Raw genomic sequence first — 18957 nt, 5'->3', positions numbered from 1 at the left:
TTTACCAACCTAATGCACTGATCAAACGATCAACGCTGGCACCTAATCCATAGCGTTCCTTGAATTGATAAATCTCTGATAGATCTTTGGGAGCTTTAGGCATAGCTAGATCAACCTGTGGAAGTGGTGCATTGCGAGCAACCTGAACAACTGTTGGAGCTATCTTCAAATAGTCCGAGCCAGCGATAATCTTTTTAGCTAGTGCGGGAGGCAATAATTCATGGGCAGCGTGTGCACCGGCAAGGGCTTCATCAACTGTTGCAAAATTGTTGGCAATAAGCGCAGCGCCTTTTTCGCCAATACCTTTTACGCCTGGCAAGCCATCGGATGGATCACCACGAAACATCGCAAATAATGCATAGCGGTCCCCCGGAATCGCATACTTATTTGCAACGTAGGCGTAATCAACTAAATCGTGTTGCGAAATACCCTTTGCTAAATACACAACCTTAATATCGCGCTTATCATCCACCATCTGAAACAGATCTCTATCGCCAGTAACAATTCGAATTGGACCCTTTTCAGTTTCAGCATACGTTGCCATCACATCATCTGCTTCATAGTCATCAACGCCCACAACAGGTATGCCAAAGAGGTCTAACAAGTCCAAGAGAATAGGAATTTGCGGCGTGAGAGTTTCAGGCTCTTCCTCCTCATCGCCCTCTTCTTCTAAACGATTTGCTTTGTAATCTGGGAAAAGTTCCACTCTCCAACTAGGACGCCAATCTCCATCAAGACAAGCAACCAAGCGATTGGGTTTATAGACTGATAACAAACGTGAAGTCATGTCGATGTAGCCACGAATAGCGTTAACAGGAGTTCCATCAGGTCCGGTTAATGTGTCCGGCATTCCGTAATAAGCGCGATACCAAAGGGATGCGCTATCTAGAAGCATTAATGTCATAGATCTCCCATAAGGAATGCAACCACTCCCCTGTCGATGCGCTTAACAGCATCTTTGCATACTGGCCGAAGCTTTTCACTTGCAGCAGCGATTTGATTGAGCAGATCAGAAAGTTGCTTCGTACTTCGGACAAAATCTCCCACAGACATATCCGTGCCTTTGAGAACGTTTTGTAACGAATTTCCATTGGCCCAACGGTATGAAACCCAGCAGAAACCAGCATCTGGTTGGCGCTGTGTCTTGACTCCATACTCGGTTTCAAGTTCTTCTAACTCTGCCCAGATGGATATCACATCGGCAAGTGCGCTCGAAACTCGCGGACTTGGCATCTTAGGAGCAACATTGTCGGCGTTGCGAGATTCAAAAATCATCGTTGACACAACTGATAGCAGCTCTGGGGCATTTAGTTCATCGAGAATTCCTCGACGGATTGCCTCGGTCAAGAGAAGATCTGATTCTGCATAAATTTTGGTAAGAATCTTGCCTTGCGAAGTTGGTTTTTCCCCTTCGATGTAACCAAGATGAGTCAGAACCTGGCAAATTTGATCAAAAGTTTTTGCAATAACGTGTGTGCGACTTTGCACGCGAGTGCGAAGACCATCATTCTCACGGTTAAGGCGACCCGCTTTTTCGGCAAAACGTGAATGATCTTCTCGCTGGGCGCACGAATGGCAGCTGTGATTTCTAAGGCCCTTACGTAGATCCGTTAGATCTCCTTCAAGACGTGCGCGTTGTCTATTATCAAAAGTTTTCTTGTGATCACGCTTTGAAAGAAGAGTTTCAACTTCCTTAATTTCACGGCGAATGCCCGCATACTCCAGAAAATCCCCCAGGTGACAGACCGCTTGTGAGAGTAGTTCTTCAATTGCCGCTTCATTCTTAGCAATCTGTCGCGATAAACCAACAACAGCGCGATCTGCTTGGAACTGTGCAAATGATGACTCGAGGGAACGACGTGCGCGTTCGCGACCGAATCTTGCAATGAGATTGATTGACATGTTGTAGGTGGGGGCAAAAGATGAACGCAGTGGATATGTACGTGTAGATGCCAGACCAGCAGCTGAAGCCGAATCAACAGTTGGAGACCATTGAATGACTGCGTTGCCTTCAATATCAATGCCGCGTCGGCCAGCTCGTCCAGTTAACTGTGTGTACTCCCCTGGTGTGATTGGCACATGTGACTCACCGTTGTATTTAATCAACTTCTCTAGAACAACAGTTCTGGCTGGCATGTTGATGCCTAGTGCAAGTGTTTCAGTTGCGAAAACAGCCTTGATCAACCCTTTTTGAAATAGCTCCTCGACTGCTGATTTAAAACTCGGTAACAATCCAGCATGGTGGGCGGCAATTCCACGTTCTAATGCGCTCAGCCACTCGTCAAAGCCCAAGACCACCAAATCTTCTTCGGCAATATTTTGGGTGTACTTCAGAGCTGTAGCACGAATCTCTTCACGCTCAGCAGTTGAGGTTAGACGCAGACCCGCGTGCAGACATTGCTTGACCGCTGCGTCGCAACCAATTCTCGAGAAGATAAAAGTGATTGCCGGAAGCAAGTTTTGATTGGCTAGTTTTTCGATGATGTCGGCTCGAGACAATCGATCTTGAGCCTCGTTAAAGCGGCCTCGTCGGTGTCTACTAATGGCAGCTTTGCGCACTGCTTCTCTCTCGCGTTGGAGAATTTCAGGATTAATCTGTCCTGGTTTATCAAAAAGATCCAACAATCGATTGCCGATTAGCACATGTTGATATAGCGGAATAGGTCGGATTTCACTCACAATGACTTGTGTATTGCCCCGTACTTCACCGAGCCACTCACCAAACTCTTCCGCGTTAGAAACCGTTGCTGAAAGCGAAATAACCTGCACACTCTCCATCAGATGGATCAGTACTTCTTCCCAGACTGCGCCTCTAAACTTATCTGCCAAGTAGTGCACTTCATCCATGACCACATAACCCAAGTTGGTAAGGGTATTTGAACCGGCATAGAGCATGTTGCGTAAAACCTCGGTCGTCATCACTAACACATCGGCTTCACCATTAATGCTGGTGTCTCCAGTTAGCAGACCTACTCGATCTTCACCAAACATTGCTACAAACTCTGAATATTTCTGATTAGAAAGCGCCTTAATCGGTGTGGTGTAGAAACACTTCTTCCCAAGTTTGAGAGCTAAGTGCGCTGCAAATTCTCCAACCACAGTCTTTCCAGCACCAGTTGGTGCAGCTACTAAGACACCACTGCCCTCCTCTACCGCGTGACAAGCAGCAACTTGAAAGGGATCAAACTCAAAATCAAAACTTTGGACAAAAGCCGTAGTCTCTTTGTACTGATTGCGGACTTTTGCGGCTGCGAATTTCTCTGCTGGAGTTGTCATGGCAACCACGTCATTAACGCATTTGGGACACACTCGGCATTTACTGGTAATTGACCTATTCGTTCGCCATCGGCATATGCCACAGCATCAGATGTGATTCTCACCCTTTTACTTCGAACAATTTCAACTGCTGGATGAGTAATGTGTGTTCCTTTGAAAACTCGCGGGAACACCTTTATGAACTCCAACTTTGATACAGGGTGCAAAACCATTACATCAAATAGTCCGTCTGCAACATCTGCCTCTGGGCAAACCAACATTCCGCCACCATAGGAGCGACCATTTGAGACTGCGATCAGCATGGCCTCGGTTGAGATTGTTCTCTCATCAAGGGTGATCTCATAGTGGCGTGGTCTAAATCGTGGAAGTTCAATAGCAATTGCCGCGTTGTACTTCATTGGTCCTTTAGGCCAACTCATGGTGTTTGCCTTTTCGTTCACCAAAGAATCAAAACCTGTCGAGAGGATTGCAGCGAACCATTCTCCATCGACTAAGCCCAAGTCCACTGATGCTGGAGGCCGCGTAGTAATCGCTTCTAACTGGGCATCGAAGGATTCAAGATCCCAAGCCAAAGTTCGAACAAAGTCATTTCCTGTGCCCGCCGGAATCATTGCAAGTGGAATTTGAGCTGGAACTAGACGTTGCAAAATGTTGTGAAGGAGTCCATCTCCCCCTACTGCAATCACTCCATTGGTGTCAGGGAACTTTTCAACAAAGGATGCAAGGTGATCATCGAGTGCCACCGATGAGTTGCCGGTAACGATTGTGTATGGGATATTTCTTTGAGCAAGCCATCCTGCAACATATGTTCCGACGGTGGCTCCTCTTCCCTGACCTGAAACAGGGTTGATCACTAAAGCCCACATGGGGAGACCCTATCGGCTATTCCTTAATAGATGTTGGTGCGCCAATCGCAGAACTACCCGTTTCGACAGAATCAGCTTTCTTATCGCGTCGCCGATCCACCACTACTGCTATTAACCCAGCCATGAAGTAGAAAAGAATCAAGGGTCCAGATAAGAGGACCATGCTTAAGGGATCTGCAGTTGGAGATAACGCTGCAACAAAGAAGAAGATAGTGAAAATCCAAATTCTCCAAGGTTTCAAAATTGTTTTACCGCGAAGGAATCCAATCAAATTAAATGTTAGAAGGAAAATTGGTAGTTCGAATGCAAGTCCAACGAAAAGAATAAGTCTTAAGACGAAATCTAAGTAATCATCAAATCTGACTAAGTTGCTAATTGAATTCGGAGTAAAACCGAAAAGAGCCTTAATCGCAACTGGAAGAATTAAGTACCCAAGAGTGGCACCCATCGCAAAAAATGGAGTCGCAGATGCAACGAACAAAACGCTCGTTCGTCTTTCTTTTCTATGAAGAGCTGGAGCGATAAAGGCCCACAACTGATAAAGCCAAAACGGAGCTGAAACAATGATGCCGGTAAGTAATGCAACCTTGATCTGCAAATCTAGTGGACCAAGAACACCGCTGATGTAGAGAGCACCACAACTAGCCGCCCCTGATTGCTGGGCAGCTTCTAAATCGCATACTGGTTTAGCCAGGGTGACAATGATTGAATCGTAGAAATACCACCCTCCACCAAATGCAACCAACACTGCAATCGCAGAACGAAGAACTCGTTTGCGCAGTTCGCGTAAGTGGTCTAGAAGGGGCATCCGTGCTTCGTTAACAGATGCCATTTATCTACTTCTCGGTTTTGCCGTCTTCTTCGATCACGGTGTCGTCAGCTTTCATTTCCTTCATTTCGCTCTTGAAAATACGCATAGAGCGACCAAGTGAGCGGGCTGAATCCGGCAAACGCTTTGCGCCGAACAAAACAAGTACAACAATGAGAAGGATGACGATTTCTCTTGGACCCAAATTCATAACGTTAACTCCTTGGCTAATATTTGAGCCTAGGTTACATCAGATCTCTATGAATGGGTAGGCGATTTCAGCGTGCTTTGTAACGATCCAGCATCGTTTGGGCTATCACTGCTATTGATTTTCTAACATCAGGGGGTGAGTTCAAGCAAACGGCTCCTCCAGAGGCCATGATGGATCGCTCTATCCACTGAAGTGAGTAAGTTTGAAAATCAAACTCGGTGTTAACAGATAGCTCGCTTTTCTTGAAGCGCTCGGCTATCGCACGTGTTGGAGTCAGGACCTTGATGGTGCAGGCATAGCTCGACTGCTCAGTTGCTGTTTTAGGAATTTCTAGAGGAACGGCTTGGACTGTTGCACTTTGTATGCGATCGATTCGGAACTGCCTAAAATCTAATGCTTGATAACAATATGAACTCAGATAAACATCTCCGTCACTCTCAACAATTTCTATTGGAAGAATAGTTCGAGTACTGAGCTCATCGCGATAGAGCGAATGGTAAGTAATTTCAAGTCCCATTCTTGATTTCAACGCATCAGAAATCGCCGCAGAGACATCTTGATTGACTTGCGAAGTTGCTGATAATGCCGTTGGAAGATTAATGAGAATTGCCAAACGCTTTGATAACGAATCGATTCTCTCAAGGAGATCACTTCTCTCTGGTGAGATTGATGAACGCAGCAGATCTAAACCAAGTACTAGAGCCACGCCTTCATCAAAGGAAATCGAACGAGGCTTAGATAAAGTCTGTGCATTATGAATCGTTACAAAACCAGATTCAAACTCTAAGTCCATTAGTTCTAAAGGCGTGTATCCAGGTAGTCCACACATCCACAAAGTCGTAAGATCACTTGTCATCTGAGCTTGATCGACTTTGAATACGGCTGCGAGTTCCTTTAATGAGATGCCCTGATGAGAACTTATGTAAGGAACGAGATCTAATAATCGCGCTGTGCGCTCGAGGGGCGCTGAAAATTTCTTAGCCATGATTTGCCACCAACGCCTCAAGATGCCCCATGATGAGATTTCTTAGTTCTATTGGCTCCTGCACGACGGCATCAGGTCCATGCCACAAAACTATTGAACAAAGAGATTCCAGATTCAAAATTGGAACCTTTATCTGGTCCCACTCACCTAAGGAGTGCGAGGACACGGCCAGTGCGCGAAGAGAGGCGGCTTTACCCACACGAACATCAATGAGGGCATATTCTCGTGTCGGTGATTCTAGATGAGTTTTGCTTAAATCAAATCCAGCTGGAACTTCAAAATCCTTTGGTCCTTTGCTGACCGCGATTGCGCCACTTATTCGATCTACTCGAAAGGTTCGTATCTCTTGAATCTCTTGATCCACACCGGACAAGTACCAAAAGCCTTTGCGAGTAGCTAGAGCTATTGGAACGATGCTTCGCGCATTGATATTCAAATTCGAATCCAAATAAGCAAAAGATAAGCATTGACTTTGCGCTATCGCCTTGGTCATCAGTGACAAATCCTGTCCACCATCATTGAGTTTGTGAACATTAGCCGGAATAGAGAGTTCATCACTTGGAATTCCAATAGAACGCAGTTTCAAAAGTGCTTTTTGAGCGACATCGCCAAATGATGCTTCATGCCAAGCTTCGGCGGCCAGAGACAAAAGTGAGACTTCCGTCGGTGAGATGTCACCAAGTTCAAACTGATACTTTTCTTGTTTGATCTTGTAACCGGCTTCATCATTAAACAAGGGATCAAAACTACCTACTTCAATTTCAATTCCCAGCGAACGTAGGTCATCCTTATCGCGCTCAAACATTCTCTCTTTAGTTTCAGTTGTGCCGTCATAGCCTTCAACTGAGTTGAAAATCTCGGTTTTGGTCAGGTATCTCTTTGTGGCAAGCAGGGCGATTGTTAGATTGATTAATCGCTCAATCTTCCGAGACACCGTATCCACCCTTCGCCGGACGTCGTCGACGCGCCAAGACTTCAACACCAGGTGCCATGCGGCGGCTTTGAATCAAGAATCCTGTGTGGCCAATCATTCTCTGTTGTGGTCGAACTGCTAAACCTTCATGGTGCCATCCACGAACTAAGGTCTCACTACTTTCAGGTTCAGTGAACCGACCATCTTCCTTAATTGCTTCTGCAGTTGCTGATAGTTGAGTTGTTGTCGCAACATATGACATGAATACACCGCCTGGGCGCAACGCTCTTGCTGCAATATCAACGCACTCCCACGGGGCCAGCATGTCCAAGATGACTCGATCGAATTCACTATCAAAGCTTTGATCCTGCAGATCCCCAACATCTAACTTCCAGTTTGCCGGTGCACCTTCAAAATAAGCATCCACATTTGAACGAGCATTGTCTGCAAAATCAGCTCTGCGTTCAACGGAGTGCACGTATCCCTTTTCACCTGCTGCTCGCAATAGTGAAATAGTTAGAGCGCCGCTTCCAACGCCAGCTTCAAGGACTCGGGCACCCGGATAAATGTCGGCCATACCAATAATCATCGCGGCATCTTTGGGATAAACAATCGTTGCACCGCGAGGCATCGTTAATACGTAATCAGCAAGTAGCGGCTTAAACGCCGTGAACTTTAAACCAGCAGTTGTACTTACTACTGAACCCTCGGGCATCCCAATGAGGTCGTCATGGGTAATCCAACCTTTGTGCGTGTGCCATTCCTTACCGGGAACTATGGTGAAGCTATAGAGCTTTCCTTTGGGGTCGGTGAGTTGAATGCGATCACCCGCAGCAAAGAAACCTTGATTCGACACGGGAGCATCTTAGGTCAAATAAAGGATGCAAGTGCGGGTATGTTGCCGTACGTGAGTAACCAGCCGTTGCGCCTATCCCCTAGTCGGGTGAGCGAGTTTGAGAACTGTCCGCAACTCTATAAATACCGAGTTATTGATCAACTCCCACAACCGCCCTCACTAGATGCTGAGCGCGGAACTTTAGTACACACAATTTTGCACGATCTTTTTGAGAATGCACCCAGTGATAGAACACCACAGAGTGCAATCGAACTTCTTCCATCACGCTGGCAGGCCCAAATGGCTGCGAAGCCTGAACTTATGGAGATGGTTACCAATGAGAAGGAATGGTTTGATCGCGCCGAATCATTGCTTCGCACCTATTTCACTTTGGAAGATCCACAGAGCTTTGAGGCAACACATCGTGAACTGCATCTAGAGAATGACTTCTCAGATGACATCTACTTACATGGATACGTCGATCGTCTTGACGTTGCACCGACTGGTGAAGTTCGAATCGTTGACTATAAAACAGGTAAAGCTCCCAAGCCTGGTTGGGAAGAGAAAGCCCTGTTTCAACTGCGCGTGTATGCCCTTCTCTATTTTAAGACTCACAATGTTCTCCCCCGACTGTTGCAATTGATCTATTTGGGTGATGGAAAAGTTGTTAAAAGCACACCGACCTTGACTGATCTTGCCTCAACAGAAAAGGTCCTCAAGCGTGTAGCGAGTGACATCTTTGCCTCAATTGATAAGGATTACTGGCCGCCGAAACCGAGTCGCCTATGCGATTGGTGCTATTTCAAAACAATCTGTCCTGCACACACAAGTTAAATTGCCTCGGTGAAATCTGTATGAAGTCTGCGTAACGTTTCAAAGCTCATCTGTTCCAGAGACTTAATCACACGTACTCGCGCAGATTCCTCAACTTTTACAAGATGAGGCACGGCAATTAACCAAGCTCCGCTGCTAGTTGCAGCTCTCACACCGGTTAAAGAATCTTCAAAAACTAAGCACTGTGAGATGTCACTGTTTGTTAATAACGCCGCTTTTAAATACGCGTCAGGATATGGCTTAGTTCGCTCAACATCATCACTAGAAATAGAGAACGGAAAGAGATCAGTGCCAACATTATCTAAAACTGCGTCAACGATAATTCTTGGACTGGCAGATACCAACCCAGTCTTTACTCCATTTGATTGGAGTTCTGTGACTAATTCAAAAGCCCCTGGCATAAAGGGAGTGTGAGAGCGCATCTTCTCGGCCTGTACCTGGACTAGCTTGGTGGTGAAGAAATCAGGACTCTCTGCCTGATTGCACTTGTCATGCATGTATTGCCCAACCCTAGATAGTGGACCACCTAAGCAAGCCACCTGATCATCAGAGTTCCACTCATAGCCATATGCAGCCGTTATCTCACTCTCAGATTTGAGCCATTCAGGTTCAGAATCAACCAATAAGCCGTCCATATCGAAGAAGACCGCGTCAAAAAAACTTTTCACCCGTCTCCTTTGAGATATTCATCTAGCAGAACTCTGCAAGATTACCCTAAGGTTTAACCCTATGGAGATACATCACATCCCAGCTCTGCGTAATCCAATAATGGTGATGGCCTTTTCTGGATGGAATGATGCGGGTGAAGCAGCAACGGGCGCAGTCGAGCATCTACTTTCTGCTTGGCAAAATGAGCCAAATGATGTTGTCCCAGAACTTATAGCTGATATCGAATCGGAAGAGTTTTATGACTTTCAGGTAAATCGTCCTCACATCTTTGTTGATGACTCACAGATTAGAAATATCACCTGGCCCACAACAGAGATATTCGGTGTTGTGCTACCCCACTTTGACCGAGATCTAGTTATCGTAAAAGGTACAGAACCTTCGATGCGTTGGAAGAGTTTTACGCGCGAACTTTTAGATCTAGCTGATGATCTTGAGGTGTCTCTCATCATCACAATGGGTTCGATGTTGGCCGATGTTCCACACTCACGTCCCATCGCAGTGAGTGGAAGCAGCGCCCATCCTGATTTAGCAACACGTTTAGGAGTTGAAGTTTCAAGTTATGAAGGCCCAACTGGAATTTTAGGAATTATCAGTGATGGTTGTATGCGACGCGGTATTGATGCTGTCTCACTGTGGGCAGCTATTCCGCACTATGCCTCCAGTTCACCTTCACCAAAGGCAACCTTGTCACTGGTTAACTCTTTAGAAGATTTCCTGGAAATCACTATTCCGCCTTCTGATCTCTCTGAGGCCGCCGATGAGTGGGAGAAGGATGTAACAGAAATGGCCAAAGAAGATAGTGATGTGGCTGAGTATGTAAAGGCGTTAGAGGATTCAAAGGATGCTGCTGAACTACCTGATGTTTCTGGTGATTCAATTGCAAAAGAGTTTGAAAGATATTTGCGACGTAGAACTAAGGATTAAAGTTTTAACCCAAGTAATGCATCTAATGCCACGGAGAGTTCCTGCGCATCTCCCCCGCTAGATCCACTTAAAGTATCTGCGGCCCATTGATCGAGTGCTGCCAGAGCAGTCGCAGTATCTAGGTCATCACTTAAAGCTCCAATTAATTTCTCTATGACCGCTGTTGTTGGCGCTACTGACGATGTAGAAAACGCTTTTCGAATATCACTCACGCGCTTGGTTGCTCGCATGAGCAATTCTTCTGTCCACATTCGATCTAACCTGTAGTGCTGTGACATCAGAGCGAATCGAATAACCATCGGGTCTGTGCCTGATGCAATGAGTTTTGAAACAAAGACCAGATTGCCTTTGCTCTTGCTCATCTTTTCACCATCCAAACCAATCATGGCCGCGTGAACATATGTCGCTGCAAGATCTTTACCGGTAAGAACTTGTGCCTGAGATGCGCACATTTCATGATGAGGGAAAATCAAATCACTTCCACCACCTTGAATGTCGATACATGTCGCATCCGAATCAAGTGGCTCTAAGTACTTCAGGGCTATTGCAGTGCATTCGATATGCCAACCTGGTCGACCAACTCCGTGGATAGATTCCCAGCCCGGTTCGTTCTCACGCTTTGCCATCCACACCAAACAATCCAGTGGGTCAGTCTTTCCGGCAAGTGTTGGATTGCCTCCACGCTGAGAGAAAATCTCTTTCATACTTTCTTTATCAAGATGTGAAAGAGAACCGAAATCTGGTGAGGAATAATTCTTGAAGAAAAGATCCTGATCGATGGAATAGATGGTGCCAGCTGCTTGAAGGGCAGTGACTGCCTGACTTACTAGGTCTATAGCCTCAACAGCCCCGATGTAGTGAGCTGGTGGAATAACGCGCAGTTTCTGCATATCACCTCTAAAGAGGTCGATTTGAGAGTGAGCTAAGTCTTCCCAATTCAGATTATCTCTTGTTGCTCGCTCAAGAAGTGGATCATCAATGTCTGTGATGTTTTGAACGTAGAAAACATCGGAGCCAGTAGCTCGTAGATATCGGTTGATGAGGTCAAATGTTAAGTAAGTCGCGGCATGACCAAGATGCGTTGCATCATATGGAGTGATTCCACAGACATACATGCGATAGGTGTCTTTTTTAGCAACCAACTCTTTCTTGAGAGTTTTCGAGTTAGTCAGAGATATTTGAGGAAACTTGATTGAACTATTCAGTTGTGGGATGACAACTGACGACCAAGATTTCATGAGTGGATTCTAGTAACTTTGCCGCTAGAACGCAGGCCAAGGAATAGCTGGCCACTCCGGGTTTGGTAGCGGCATAACCCCGTTTTCTAACAATCTCGTTACACGGGCACGCAATGCCTCGATCTCAATATCTGTTAGGTGCTGCGATAAGTTGAACTCTTTGCCTAAAGCATCTTTGAGAATGTTCAAAGAGTTTAATTCCTCGCTACTTAACTCACCGCCAGCCCACTGCCAAAGAACGGTTCGTAGTTTGTCCTCTTCATGAAATGTGACTCCATGATCGCAGCCATAGAGATGACCTTTCTCATCTGGCAATAGATGACCAATCTTGCGGTCTGTATTATTAATAATTGCATCGAAGAAAGCCATAGAACGAAGCTGTGGTAGATCTTGGGAGAAGTAAGCGGCTAAATCAATTGATTCATCGATATCAATCCACTCCTGAACCATTCCCATTCCATAAGGACCCTCTCGCAAAATTGTGAGGGGTACTAAATCCAAACCTAGGAAATCACTGACAAGAAATGCAGCATATTCACGATCGGCCAAGGTGCCATCGGGGAAATCCCATAATGGCCGCTCCCCTGCGACAGGTTTATATATGCAGGCAATTTCTGTGGACTCATAATTAACTGTTGCAAAAAGCGTTGCATTAGATGCATCAACCAATCGTCCCGTAACTGACATTTCGCCTAACGTCAGAATTGGACGGTTATCGTCTGTAGCCATTTGCCCTAGGACATAGGTGACCACGTGGATCAATTGGAATTGCGCAGAAAGGACATGGGATACGTCCAGCATTCACAACTGCGTTTGTTCTTGAGATGAAGGCTTTGGCTTGACCCAGTGTGATGTTTAAGGTTATCTCTGGGAGCTCATCCTCAACTTCGACTTCCTTAATGGAGAAAAGTTCAACACATACTTTCTTTGATTCATCATCCCAAGCTATCGATACCGCCCCAATGATGAAATCTCTTTCCACGGGTGACTCTAAGGAAGCATCATCTCGTTCAATACGATCAACAATTATCGTTACATCTTCCTTTGTGACCTGTTTGCAGAGAATCTCCAACCTTTGGGCAAAAGTGGATGCTTGAGATTTTTCTAAGGCCGCACTTACTAGCGAACTCCCAGAGCGCACTTGTAGATAGAACTCACGCTCACCTGGTTCACCAATAGTCCCGCAGATAAAGCGGTCCACGTTTTCAAACTCATGGCTCATTTTCCTGCTCCACCACCGAGTAGATTCTTGGCTCGCTTAGGTCCAGATAGCGCTTCGTTGAGATTTGAGCGAACGTCGTTGAGCAAAGTTAAACGAGCTTTGCCATGTGAGTAATCCAAGATGGTTACTGAGGCTGGATCGATGACAATGCGTTGAAAATCATCGAGGTGCATTCCCAATGCTCCGGCAACAATGGCCTTAATGACATCGCCATGACTAACAAGAACGCCCGCACCTGATCTTTTTGAATTCAATGTCTCGTGAACTGCATGCATAGCCCTTTGTTGCATGTGGGCTAAGCCTTCACCCTCTGGAAAATACATCGCTGAAGGATTTGCTTGAACGGTCTTCCATAATTTATGGCGAGAGAGAACGGAGAGTTTCTTTCCACTCCAACTTCCATAATCAACCTCTGTCAGGTTTTGCTCAGTGACTAGAAGCTTTTGAGCAGCTTTAGGCAAAGCTGCCACCCACGGCGCAATTGTTTCGTGGCATCGTTGCATGGGGCTTATGCGAATTTCGGCAACTGGGAAAACACCTAATCGTGCTGCGAGATCTTGAGATTGCTTCACACCCTTTTCTGAGAGTGAGATATTGGGCAGTCGACCAGATAAGACCCCTTTAGCATTTGCCTGAGAATGGGCATGTCGAATCAAAACTATCTGCATAACGCAAAGGCTATCGCAGGTTTTACTCTCATGACTTGCTAGGGTCACTCCATGCAAATGCGCAAAGCGGGAAATAGCGGGCTCATGCTCTCGCGTTTAGCGCTGGGAACGATGACATGGGGTCGAGACACCGACGAACATGAGGCTGCCGATCAATGTCGCGCTTTCATAGATGCTGGTGGAAACTTCATTGATACGGCTGCAACATATGGCGACGGAGATAGTGAGCGAGTAATTGGTGGTCTCATTGGAACTCTTTTTCAGCGCGATGACGTTGTTATTGCCACTAAAGCTGGTCTGACTTTTCCCGACGGAGTAAGAACAGTTGATAATTCTCGTCACGCACTCATCGCTGACCTAGACCGTTCCTTAGCCAGACTTGGTACTGACTTTGTAGATATCTGGCAGGTTCACACCTGGGATCCTTTTTCACCCATTGATGACACGTTGTCGGCGCTCGACTATGCATATAGTTCCGGACGAGCTCGATACGTTGGACTCTCAAACTTTACTGGCTGGCAACTTGCACAATCTGCAACAAAACAAATCAGCAATTCAGCCAAGGCACCTATCACTACGATTCAAAGTGAATACTCATTACTTAATCGCGATGTTGAAATTGAAGTACTCGATAGCGCCCAAGCCTGTGGTGTTGGCTTCCTTGCCTGGGCCCCACTTGGCCGCGGAGTATTGACTGGAAAATATCGCAATGGGATTCCAAGTGATTCTCGCGGAGCTGCTCCGCACTTTGCCAAAGACATTGCTATGTATCTAGATTCGCGAAGTAGCAGCATTGTTGAAGCAGTCTGTGTTGCCGCCAGTGGATTGGGTTATTCCCCACTTGAAATTGCACTTGCGTGGGTGCGAGATGCACCTGGAGTTACCAGCACAATTATTGGAGCACGAACTGGCGCACAACTACGCGGTGTCTTAAAGAGTGAAGAGATTTCTCTTCCTGACATCGTTCGCAGCGCGTTAGATGATGTAAGCCTTTAAGCGTGCTCTAGGAAATCCTTCAATACTCTGACACCAAAAGTGAGTCCTTCAACCGGTACTCGCTCATCAACACCATGAAATAGCGCCATGAAGTCAAAGTCTGCATCTAGTTTGAGCGGTGAGAAACCGTAACCAATAATTCCTAGTTCAGCCAAAGCCTTGTTATCAGTTCCACCACTCATCACATATGGAACTGGAACCCCTTCAGGATCTTCGACCATGATCGCCGCACACATCGCATCTACCAAGTCGCCTTCAAAGGGAACTTCCAAGGCTTTATCGGTCGTAATTGTTTCAATTGTAATGTCAGGGCCAATGAGAGATTTGATGGTGTCATTGAGTTCATCCTCAAAACCTGGAATAAAACGACCATCAACAACTGCACTAGCCGAACCAGGAATCACATTTGCCTTATAACCAGCTTCTAGCATTGTCGGGTTAGCTGTGTTTTGCAAAGTTGCGCCAACCATGCGAGCAGCAAATCCCAACTCACTGAGCAACGGCGTCAAATCCTTTTCGTTGTACTCCTTGCCAGTTTCTGCTGCAACCTTTTTAAAGAACGCCTTAACAGTTTGGCTATAACGCTGTGGCCATTGGTGATTACCAATTTTTGCCACCGCTTCACTTAAACGGGTAAGTGCATTCTCATTATTCGTCACCGATCCATGTCCAGCTCGTCCATGAGCCGTCAAGCGCATCCAGTGAATACCCTTTTCTGCTGTCTCAATCAAATAGAGACGTTTGCCACCTGCAACAGTTACTGAAAACCCACCAACTTCTGATACCGCTTCAGTACATCCAGCGAAAACTTCTGGGTGCTTGTCAACCATCCAATGCGAACCATAGATACTGCCCGCTTCTTCATCAGCAAAGAAGGCTAAAACAATGTCGCGCTTTGGTTTGTAACCAGTTCTTGCCCAGTCACGGACAGTTGCCAAAATCATGGCATCCATGTTTTTCATATCCACTGCCCCGCGGCCCCAGATCATTCCATCACGTATTTCTCCGCTGAAAGGATCGACTGACCAATCAGCTGCATTGGCTGGAACAACATCGATGTGACCGTGGAGAACTAATCCAGGACGCGTGGCATCTGTTCCCTTGATGCGTGCAATGACGTTGCAACGACCAGGTGCTGCTTCATACATCTTTGCTTCGATACCAACTTCGGTGAGCAGTTTCATCACATGTTCAGCTACTGCTTTTTCATCACCTTTTCCATCTCCGTAATTGACTGAGGGAATTCTGATCAATTCCTGGCAAATGCGGATGGCTTCATTTTCAAGTTCGGTGCGTGATGTTGTAGTCATTTCGCCATTCTCTCACCCAATTGCTATCCTTTCCCAGCACTTAGTCCGGGTGGCGGAATTGGCAGACGCGCTAGCTTGAGGTGTTAGTTCCCGTAAGGGATTAGGGGTTCAAGTCCCCTCTCGGACACATTCGTTAGGATGAGAACATGAACATTGATGAGGCTGTCTCACTCATCAGAGCAATCCCTGATTATCCAAAGCCGGGAATTCTCTTCCAAGACATCACCCCACTTTTGGGCAACGGTGAAGCTTTCACGGCAGTAACAGATCACTTTGCCCAATTTGCTAGAGCTTCAACTTCTATTGCAGGCATTGAAGCTCGCGGATTCATCTTCGCCTCTGCATTAGCCAACTCAATGAAAACTGGATTCGTGCCAATTAGAAAAGCGGGAAAACTTCCACACGCTGTTTTCTCACAGAGCTATGGCCTTGAATATGGAACAGATATCTTAGAAATTCATGTCGATGCAATTCCATTTGCTGGCGAAGTTCTACTCATTGATGATGTCTTGGCCACTGGTGGAACTCTCGATGCAGCCATTCAACTAGTCAATCGAGCCGGCGGGAGCGTTTATCAAATTCTGGCTCTACTAGAAATCCAAGCCCTTGAAGGTCGAGCTCGACTAGCAGTGAAGTATCCACAGATTCCAGTTCACTCACTGGTAGTTTCATAACTGTGCGCATCACCCAAATACAAGGCCTGCGCGCCGTAGCAGCGATATTAGTAACTGTTTTTCATGCACGTCTTGTTCCAGGTGGATTCATTGGCGTAGATATCTTCTATGTTATTTCTGGCTACCTCATCACAGGCCTGATCCTACGAGAGATCGAAAAGACGGGAACATTAGACCTTAGAAGTTTCTACCAGCGCCGCATTAAGCGTCTTCTCCCAACCTCGGTTTTCGTTCTGTTTGTGACCGCGATATTTGCTTGGATTCTCTTTCCACCTATCACTCGTGATGCACTCGGCAGAGATCTCTTTGCTGCGGCTGCATATATCTCTAACTATCTTTTCGCCTGGTGGCAAAATGATTATCAGAATCTCAATGCCACACCTTCACCATTTATTCACTATTGGTCTTTGGCAGTTGAAGAACAGTTCTATCTTGTTTGGCCACTTTTCATCCTCTTTCTAGCCCGTTATGGAAAGAAAATAGTCTTTGCTGGAATTGCAATCACAACTCTCCTCTCACTCCTCTTTTCCATTTATCTCACTCAGGTTGCACCTATCTGGGCGTTTTACTCATTACCGACTCGTGCTTGGGAGTTAGGTTTTGGAGCGCTACTTCTCTTCTTGCCGGAAACGAAGAAGAAGATTCGCATCCTTCCGTGGCTTGGATTTTTTGGAATCGCAATATCTTCATTTAACTTCAATGAGAACACGGCTTTCCCTGGAAAGAACGCTTTGGTGCCAGTTCTTGCAACTGTTTTTCTTATGGCGTCGATCAAATACTGGCCTCCAATGTTCAACGATCTAGCTAATTCCAGGTTGAGCCAATGGTTAGGCGCAATCTCTTATCCGCTCTATCTCTGGCATTGGCCTGCATTAGTTCTACCCAGCAGTGCTTTGGGACGGCCTTTGCGTTTCTACGAACGGTTCTTATGCATTCTTCTAACTATCGTCCTAGCTCACTACACCAGCAAATATGTGGAAGAACCTTTACGTCATAAGAACTTATCCCCACGGACAATCTATAAAGGGGCCGCTTACACGACTGCGGTATCTCTTGTGGCCGGCGTGCTTATTTCATTTACTTCCTCCTCCATCATTACTACTAAGGGTGAGGTTTCCTACCAATTTGATTTAGTTCAAGTTATGGAAAGACCTGGTGTTTATGGAGATGGCTGTCATGTGAATTACGGTGAAACAAAGTCTGGCTATTGCACTTACGGTGATAAAGAATCCTCTAAGACGATCGTTCTCTATGGTGATTCACACGCAGCGCAGTGGTTTCCAACGCTAGAAAAGATGGCCACAGAACGCGGATTTAAACTAGTCTCTCTCACAAAATCTGCTTGCCCTGCAGTTGATGCTAAGCGTCCAGATCAAGGTGCGTTTAAGCAGGTGCATTGCACAAAGTGGCGTGAGAACTCCATCAAAAGAATCGCAGAGATACAACCTTTAGCAGTCATCACAAGCAGCTTCCAATACTTTACGCCTTCTAACAACAAAATTACTCGGGCCCAATGGTGGAACGATGGACAAAGAAAACTACTCAAGGGCCTAAGGGGTTCGACTAATAACCTGATCTACATCAGTGACACTCCCCGACCGCTGCGAGATATCCCCAACTGTTTAGCTTCGCGCGATTCAAAAGTCTGCGACTCAACGGAGCGATCTAAGGTCTCAGTCATACGTGGTTTTGACGTAATCAATCCGAACCCTTGGTTGTGTTCGTCATATTGCCCCGCAATAGTTGAAGGCACCGTCTCTTATCGCGATGCATCTCACATTTCGGTCGATATGGCATTGAAACTTTTACCTAAACTTGAAGCAGCCCTGATTGCAAAGGGGCTCTTTGCCTAACTCTGTGGCAAGATGCATTCCATGGCTGAGCTGACCTATTACTGCGGAACAATGGACAGTGGAAAATCCACCCTTGCATTGCAGACTGCACACAATCATCAGAGTCGCGGTCGAACCGGTCTGATTTTCACTAACAAGGATCGCGCCGGCAGCGGCATTATTTCCTCTCGTTTAGGTCTTTCTTCTCCTGCAATTGAAGTAATCCCTGCGCTAGATATCCACAAATTTGTTGTTGATGCACTATCTGCTGGAGATCGTATTGATTACATCATCTGTGATGAGGCGCAATTTTATGAACCAGTTCAAATCGAGCAACTCGCACGCATTGTCGATGGTCTTGGGATTGATGTTTATGCTTTTGGAATCTTGAGTGATTTTCGCACCATGCTCTTTCCTGGATCTGCACGTTTGGTTGAGCTTGCAGATCGCGTTAACACATTGCAGGTTGAGGCGTTGTGTTGGTGTGGCTCTCGTGCAACCCACAATGCTCGAACCGTTGGAGGCGTAATGGTTGTTGAGGGTGAACAAGTTGTTGTTGGAGATGTTTCACCAGGCAGTGAAGTTGGGTATGAAGTTTTATGTCGCCGCCACCACATGCGCCAAGTTACAGCGCGCGCATCTCGCGCCGGTCATGCATCTTCGCAGCCTCTACCTTTTAATCAATAATTCGTTCAA

19 protein-coding genes, 1 tRNA gene and 1 pseudogene are annotated in these 18957 nt (G+C 46.2%); 7 read left to right on the top strand and 14 right to left on the bottom strand.

Annotated elements, in window-relative coordinates; all coding sequences use genetic code 11:
• Nucleotide 1: 1 nt before the first annotated feature.
• From A7sIIA15_RS03705 to A7sIIA15_RS03670, 8 genes and pseudogenes are all read right to left on the bottom strand, one after another.
• Complete coding sequence (locus A7sIIA15_RS03705) at nt 2–904, bottom strand: 5'-3' exonuclease (protein WP_095685843.1); 903 nt, start codon at nt 902–904, stop codon at nt 2–4.
• Nucleotides 901–3276 (bottom strand): DEAD/DEAH box helicase, encoded by a 2376-nt coding sequence (locus A7sIIA15_RS03700; protein WP_095686444.1) that lies wholly within the window; start codon nt 3274–3276, stop codon nt 901–903. The genes A7sIIA15_RS03705 and A7sIIA15_RS03700 overlap by 4 nt, the downstream gene beginning before the upstream one ends.
• Nucleotides 3273–4142 (bottom strand): diacylglycerol/lipid kinase family protein, encoded by an 870-nt coding sequence (locus A7sIIA15_RS03695; RefSeq protein ID WP_095685842.1) that lies wholly within the window; start codon nt 4140–4142, stop codon nt 3273–3275. The genes A7sIIA15_RS03700 and A7sIIA15_RS03695 overlap by 4 nt, the downstream gene beginning before the upstream one ends.
• A 16-nt stretch (nt 4143–4158) precedes the next feature.
• Nucleotides 4159–4974 (bottom strand): twin-arginine translocase subunit TatC, encoded by an 816-nt coding sequence (tatC, locus tag A7sIIA15_RS03690; protein WP_223298220.1) that lies wholly within the window; start codon nt 4972–4974, stop codon nt 4159–4161.
• A gap of 34 nt (nt 4975–5008) precedes the next feature.
• Nucleotides 5009–5161, bottom strand: a pseudogene (gene tatA / locus A7sIIA15_RS03685) (Sec-independent protein translocase subunit TatA); the annotation flags it as partial.
• Nucleotides 5162–5228: 67 nt separating this feature from the next.
• On the bottom strand, nt 5229–6146 hold the full coding sequence (locus A7sIIA15_RS03680; protein WP_095685840.1) for a helix-turn-helix transcriptional regulator: 918 nt from the start codon (nt 6144–6146) through the stop codon (nt 5229–5231).
• Entirely contained in the window at nt 6139–7080 is a 942-nt protein-coding gene (locus tag A7sIIA15_RS03675; protein ID WP_095685839.1) for a helix-turn-helix transcriptional regulator, read from the bottom strand. The genes A7sIIA15_RS03680 and A7sIIA15_RS03675 overlap by 8 nt, the downstream gene beginning before the upstream one ends.
• Complete coding sequence (locus A7sIIA15_RS03670) at nt 7064–7915, bottom strand: tRNA (adenine-N1)-methyltransferase (protein ID WP_095685838.1); 852 nt, start codon at nt 7913–7915, stop codon at nt 7064–7066. The genes A7sIIA15_RS03675 and A7sIIA15_RS03670 overlap by 17 nt, the downstream gene beginning before the upstream one ends.
• A gap of 39 nt (nt 7916–7954) precedes the next feature.
• Here A7sIIA15_RS03670 and A7sIIA15_RS03665 point away from each other — a divergent pair, with 39 nt between their 5' ends.
• Nucleotides 7955–8728, top strand: a complete 774-nt coding sequence (locus A7sIIA15_RS03665) for a RecB family exonuclease (RefSeq protein WP_095685837.1) — start codon at nt 7955–7957, stop codon at nt 8726–8728.
• Here A7sIIA15_RS03665 and A7sIIA15_RS03660 read toward each other — a convergent pair.
• Nucleotides 8725–9396, bottom strand: a complete 672-nt coding sequence (locus A7sIIA15_RS03660; RefSeq protein WP_095685836.1) for an HAD family hydrolase — start codon at nt 9394–9396, stop codon at nt 8725–8727. The genes A7sIIA15_RS03665 and A7sIIA15_RS03660 overlap by 4 nt on opposite strands.
• A 61-nt stretch (nt 9397–9457) precedes the next feature.
• Between A7sIIA15_RS03660 and A7sIIA15_RS03655 the strand changes: the two genes are divergently transcribed.
• A complete protein-coding gene (locus A7sIIA15_RS03655) occupies nt 9458–10321 on the top strand; it encodes a PAC2 family protein (protein WP_095685835.1) in 864 nt (287 codons plus the stop codon).
• Here A7sIIA15_RS03655 and mshC read toward each other — a convergent pair.
• From mshC to A7sIIA15_RS03635, 4 genes are read right to left on the bottom strand one after another with little or no spacing between them, the layout of a single operon-like run.
• Nucleotides 10318–11559, bottom strand: a complete 1242-nt coding sequence (gene mshC / locus A7sIIA15_RS03650) for a cysteine--1-D-myo-inosityl 2-amino-2-deoxy-alpha-D-glucopyranoside ligase (protein WP_095685834.1) — start codon at nt 11557–11559, stop codon at nt 10318–10320. The genes A7sIIA15_RS03655 and mshC overlap by 4 nt on opposite strands.
• A 24-nt stretch (nt 11560–11583) precedes the next feature.
• Complete coding sequence (locus tag A7sIIA15_RS03645; protein ID WP_223298219.1) at nt 11584–12288, bottom strand: SCO1664 family protein; 705 nt, start codon at nt 12286–12288, stop codon at nt 11584–11586.
• Complete coding sequence (locus A7sIIA15_RS03640; RefSeq protein ID WP_095685832.1) at nt 12272–12781, bottom strand: DUF3090 family protein; 510 nt, start codon at nt 12779–12781, stop codon at nt 12272–12274. The genes A7sIIA15_RS03645 and A7sIIA15_RS03640 overlap by 17 nt, the downstream gene beginning before the upstream one ends.
• On the bottom strand, nt 12778–13449 hold the full coding sequence (locus A7sIIA15_RS03635; protein WP_095685831.1) for an MSMEG_4193 family putative phosphomutase: 672 nt from the start codon (nt 13447–13449) through the stop codon (nt 12778–12780). Before A7sIIA15_RS03635 ends, A7sIIA15_RS03640 begins: the two co-directional genes overlap by 4 nt.
• A gap of 51 nt (nt 13450–13500) precedes the next feature.
• On the opposite strand from A7sIIA15_RS03635, the gene A7sIIA15_RS03630 reads away from it, so the two are divergent.
• Nucleotides 13501–14445 carry an aldo/keto reductase gene (locus tag A7sIIA15_RS03630; protein ID WP_095685830.1) on the top strand — a complete coding sequence of 315 codons (945 nt, stop codon included), beginning with the start codon at nt 13501–13503 and terminating at the stop codon, nt 14443–14445.
• Here the strand turns inward: A7sIIA15_RS03630 and A7sIIA15_RS03625 are convergent.
• Entirely contained in the window at nt 14442–15755 is a 1314-nt protein-coding gene (locus A7sIIA15_RS03625; RefSeq protein WP_095685829.1) for a M20/M25/M40 family metallo-hydrolase, read from the bottom strand. The genes A7sIIA15_RS03630 and A7sIIA15_RS03625 overlap by 4 nt on opposite strands.
• A gap of 43 nt (nt 15756–15798) precedes the next feature.
• Between A7sIIA15_RS03625 and A7sIIA15_RS03620 the strand changes: the two genes are divergently transcribed.
• The 4 genes from A7sIIA15_RS03620 (at nt 15799) to A7sIIA15_RS03605 (ending at nt 18948) form a co-directional block, all read left to right on the top strand.
• Nucleotides 15799–15882, top strand: a tRNA-Leu gene (locus tag A7sIIA15_RS03620).
• A 19-nt stretch (nt 15883–15901) separates the two neighbouring features.
• Nucleotides 15902–16429, top strand: a complete 528-nt coding sequence (locus tag A7sIIA15_RS03615) for an adenine phosphoribosyltransferase (RefSeq protein WP_095685828.1) — start codon at nt 15902–15904, stop codon at nt 16427–16429.
• A gap of 2 nt (nt 16430–16431) precedes the next feature.
• The gene (locus tag A7sIIA15_RS03610; RefSeq protein ID WP_095685827.1) at nt 16432–18282 is read left to right on the top strand and encodes an acyltransferase family protein; all 1851 of its coding nucleotides are present in this window, start codon (nt 16432–16434) and stop codon (nt 18280–18282) included.
• Between the two features lie 21 nt (nt 18283–18303).
• Nucleotides 18304–18948, top strand: coding sequence for a thymidine kinase (locus tag A7sIIA15_RS03605; protein WP_095685826.1), 645 nt, complete (start codon nt 18304–18306; stop codon nt 18946–18948).
• Nucleotides 18949–18957: the final 9 nt, after the last annotated feature.

This window comes from Candidatus Planktophila vernalis (assembly GCF_002288185.1).
GTDB lineage: Bacteria > Actinomycetota > Actinomycetes > Nanopelagicales > Nanopelagicaceae > Planktophila > Planktophila vernalis.
Note: the sequence above shows the minus strand (reverse complement) of the source record. Positions and strands in the feature narration are given on the sequence as shown.

Excerpts from the sequence above, each read along its gene's own strand:
- A7sIIA15_RS03705 (WP_095685843.1), bottom strand. The coding sequence starts at position 904 with ATGACATTAATGCTTCTAGATAGCGCATCCCTTTGGTATCGCGCTTAT.
- tatC (WP_223298220.1), bottom strand. The coding sequence starts at position 4,974 with ATGGCATCTGTTAACGAAGCACGGATGCCCCTTCTAGACCACTTACGC.
- mshC (WP_095685834.1), bottom strand. The coding sequence starts at position 11,559 with ATGAAATCTTGGTCGTCAGTTGTCATCCCACAACTGAATAGTTCAATC.
- A7sIIA15_RS03605 (WP_095685826.1), top strand. The coding sequence starts at position 18,304 with ATGGCTGAGCTGACCTATTACTGCGGAACAATGGACAGTGGAAAATCC.
- A7sIIA15_RS03645 (WP_223298219.1), bottom strand. The coding sequence starts at position 12,288 with ATGGCTACAGACGATAACCGTCCAATTCTGACGTTAGGCGAAATGTCA.
- A7sIIA15_RS03695 (WP_095685842.1), bottom strand. The coding sequence starts at position 4,142 with ATGTGGGCTTTAGTGATCAACCCTGTTTCAGGTCAGGGAAGAGGAGCC.
- A7sIIA15_RS03655 (WP_095685835.1), top strand. The coding sequence starts at position 9,458 with ATGGAGATACATCACATCCCAGCTCTGCGTAATCCAATAATGGTGATG.
- A7sIIA15_RS03635 (WP_095685831.1), bottom strand. The coding sequence starts at position 13,449 with ATGCAGATAGTTTTGATTCGACATGCCCATTCTCAGGCAAATGCTAAA.
- A7sIIA15_RS03625 (WP_095685829.1), bottom strand. The coding sequence starts at position 15,755 with ATGACTACAACATCACGCACCGAACTTGAAAATGAAGCCATCCGCATT.
- A7sIIA15_RS03680 (WP_095685840.1), bottom strand. The coding sequence starts at position 6,146 with ATGGCTAAGAAATTTTCAGCGCCCCTCGAGCGCACAGCGCGATTATTA.
- A7sIIA15_RS03665 (WP_095685837.1), top strand. The coding sequence starts at position 7,955 with ATGTTGCCGTACGTGAGTAACCAGCCGTTGCGCCTATCCCCTAGTCGG.
- A7sIIA15_RS03615 (WP_095685828.1), top strand. The coding sequence starts at position 15,902 with ATGAACATTGATGAGGCTGTCTCACTCATCAGAGCAATCCCTGATTAT.
- A7sIIA15_RS03700 (WP_095686444.1), bottom strand. The coding sequence starts at position 3,276 with ATGACAACTCCAGCAGAGAAATTCGCAGCCGCAAAAGTCCGCAATCAG.
- A7sIIA15_RS03640 (WP_095685832.1), bottom strand. The coding sequence starts at position 12,781 with ATGAGCCATGAGTTTGAAAACGTGGACCGCTTTATCTGCGGGACTATT.
- A7sIIA15_RS03630 (WP_095685830.1), top strand. The coding sequence starts at position 13,501 with ATGCAAATGCGCAAAGCGGGAAATAGCGGGCTCATGCTCTCGCGTTTA.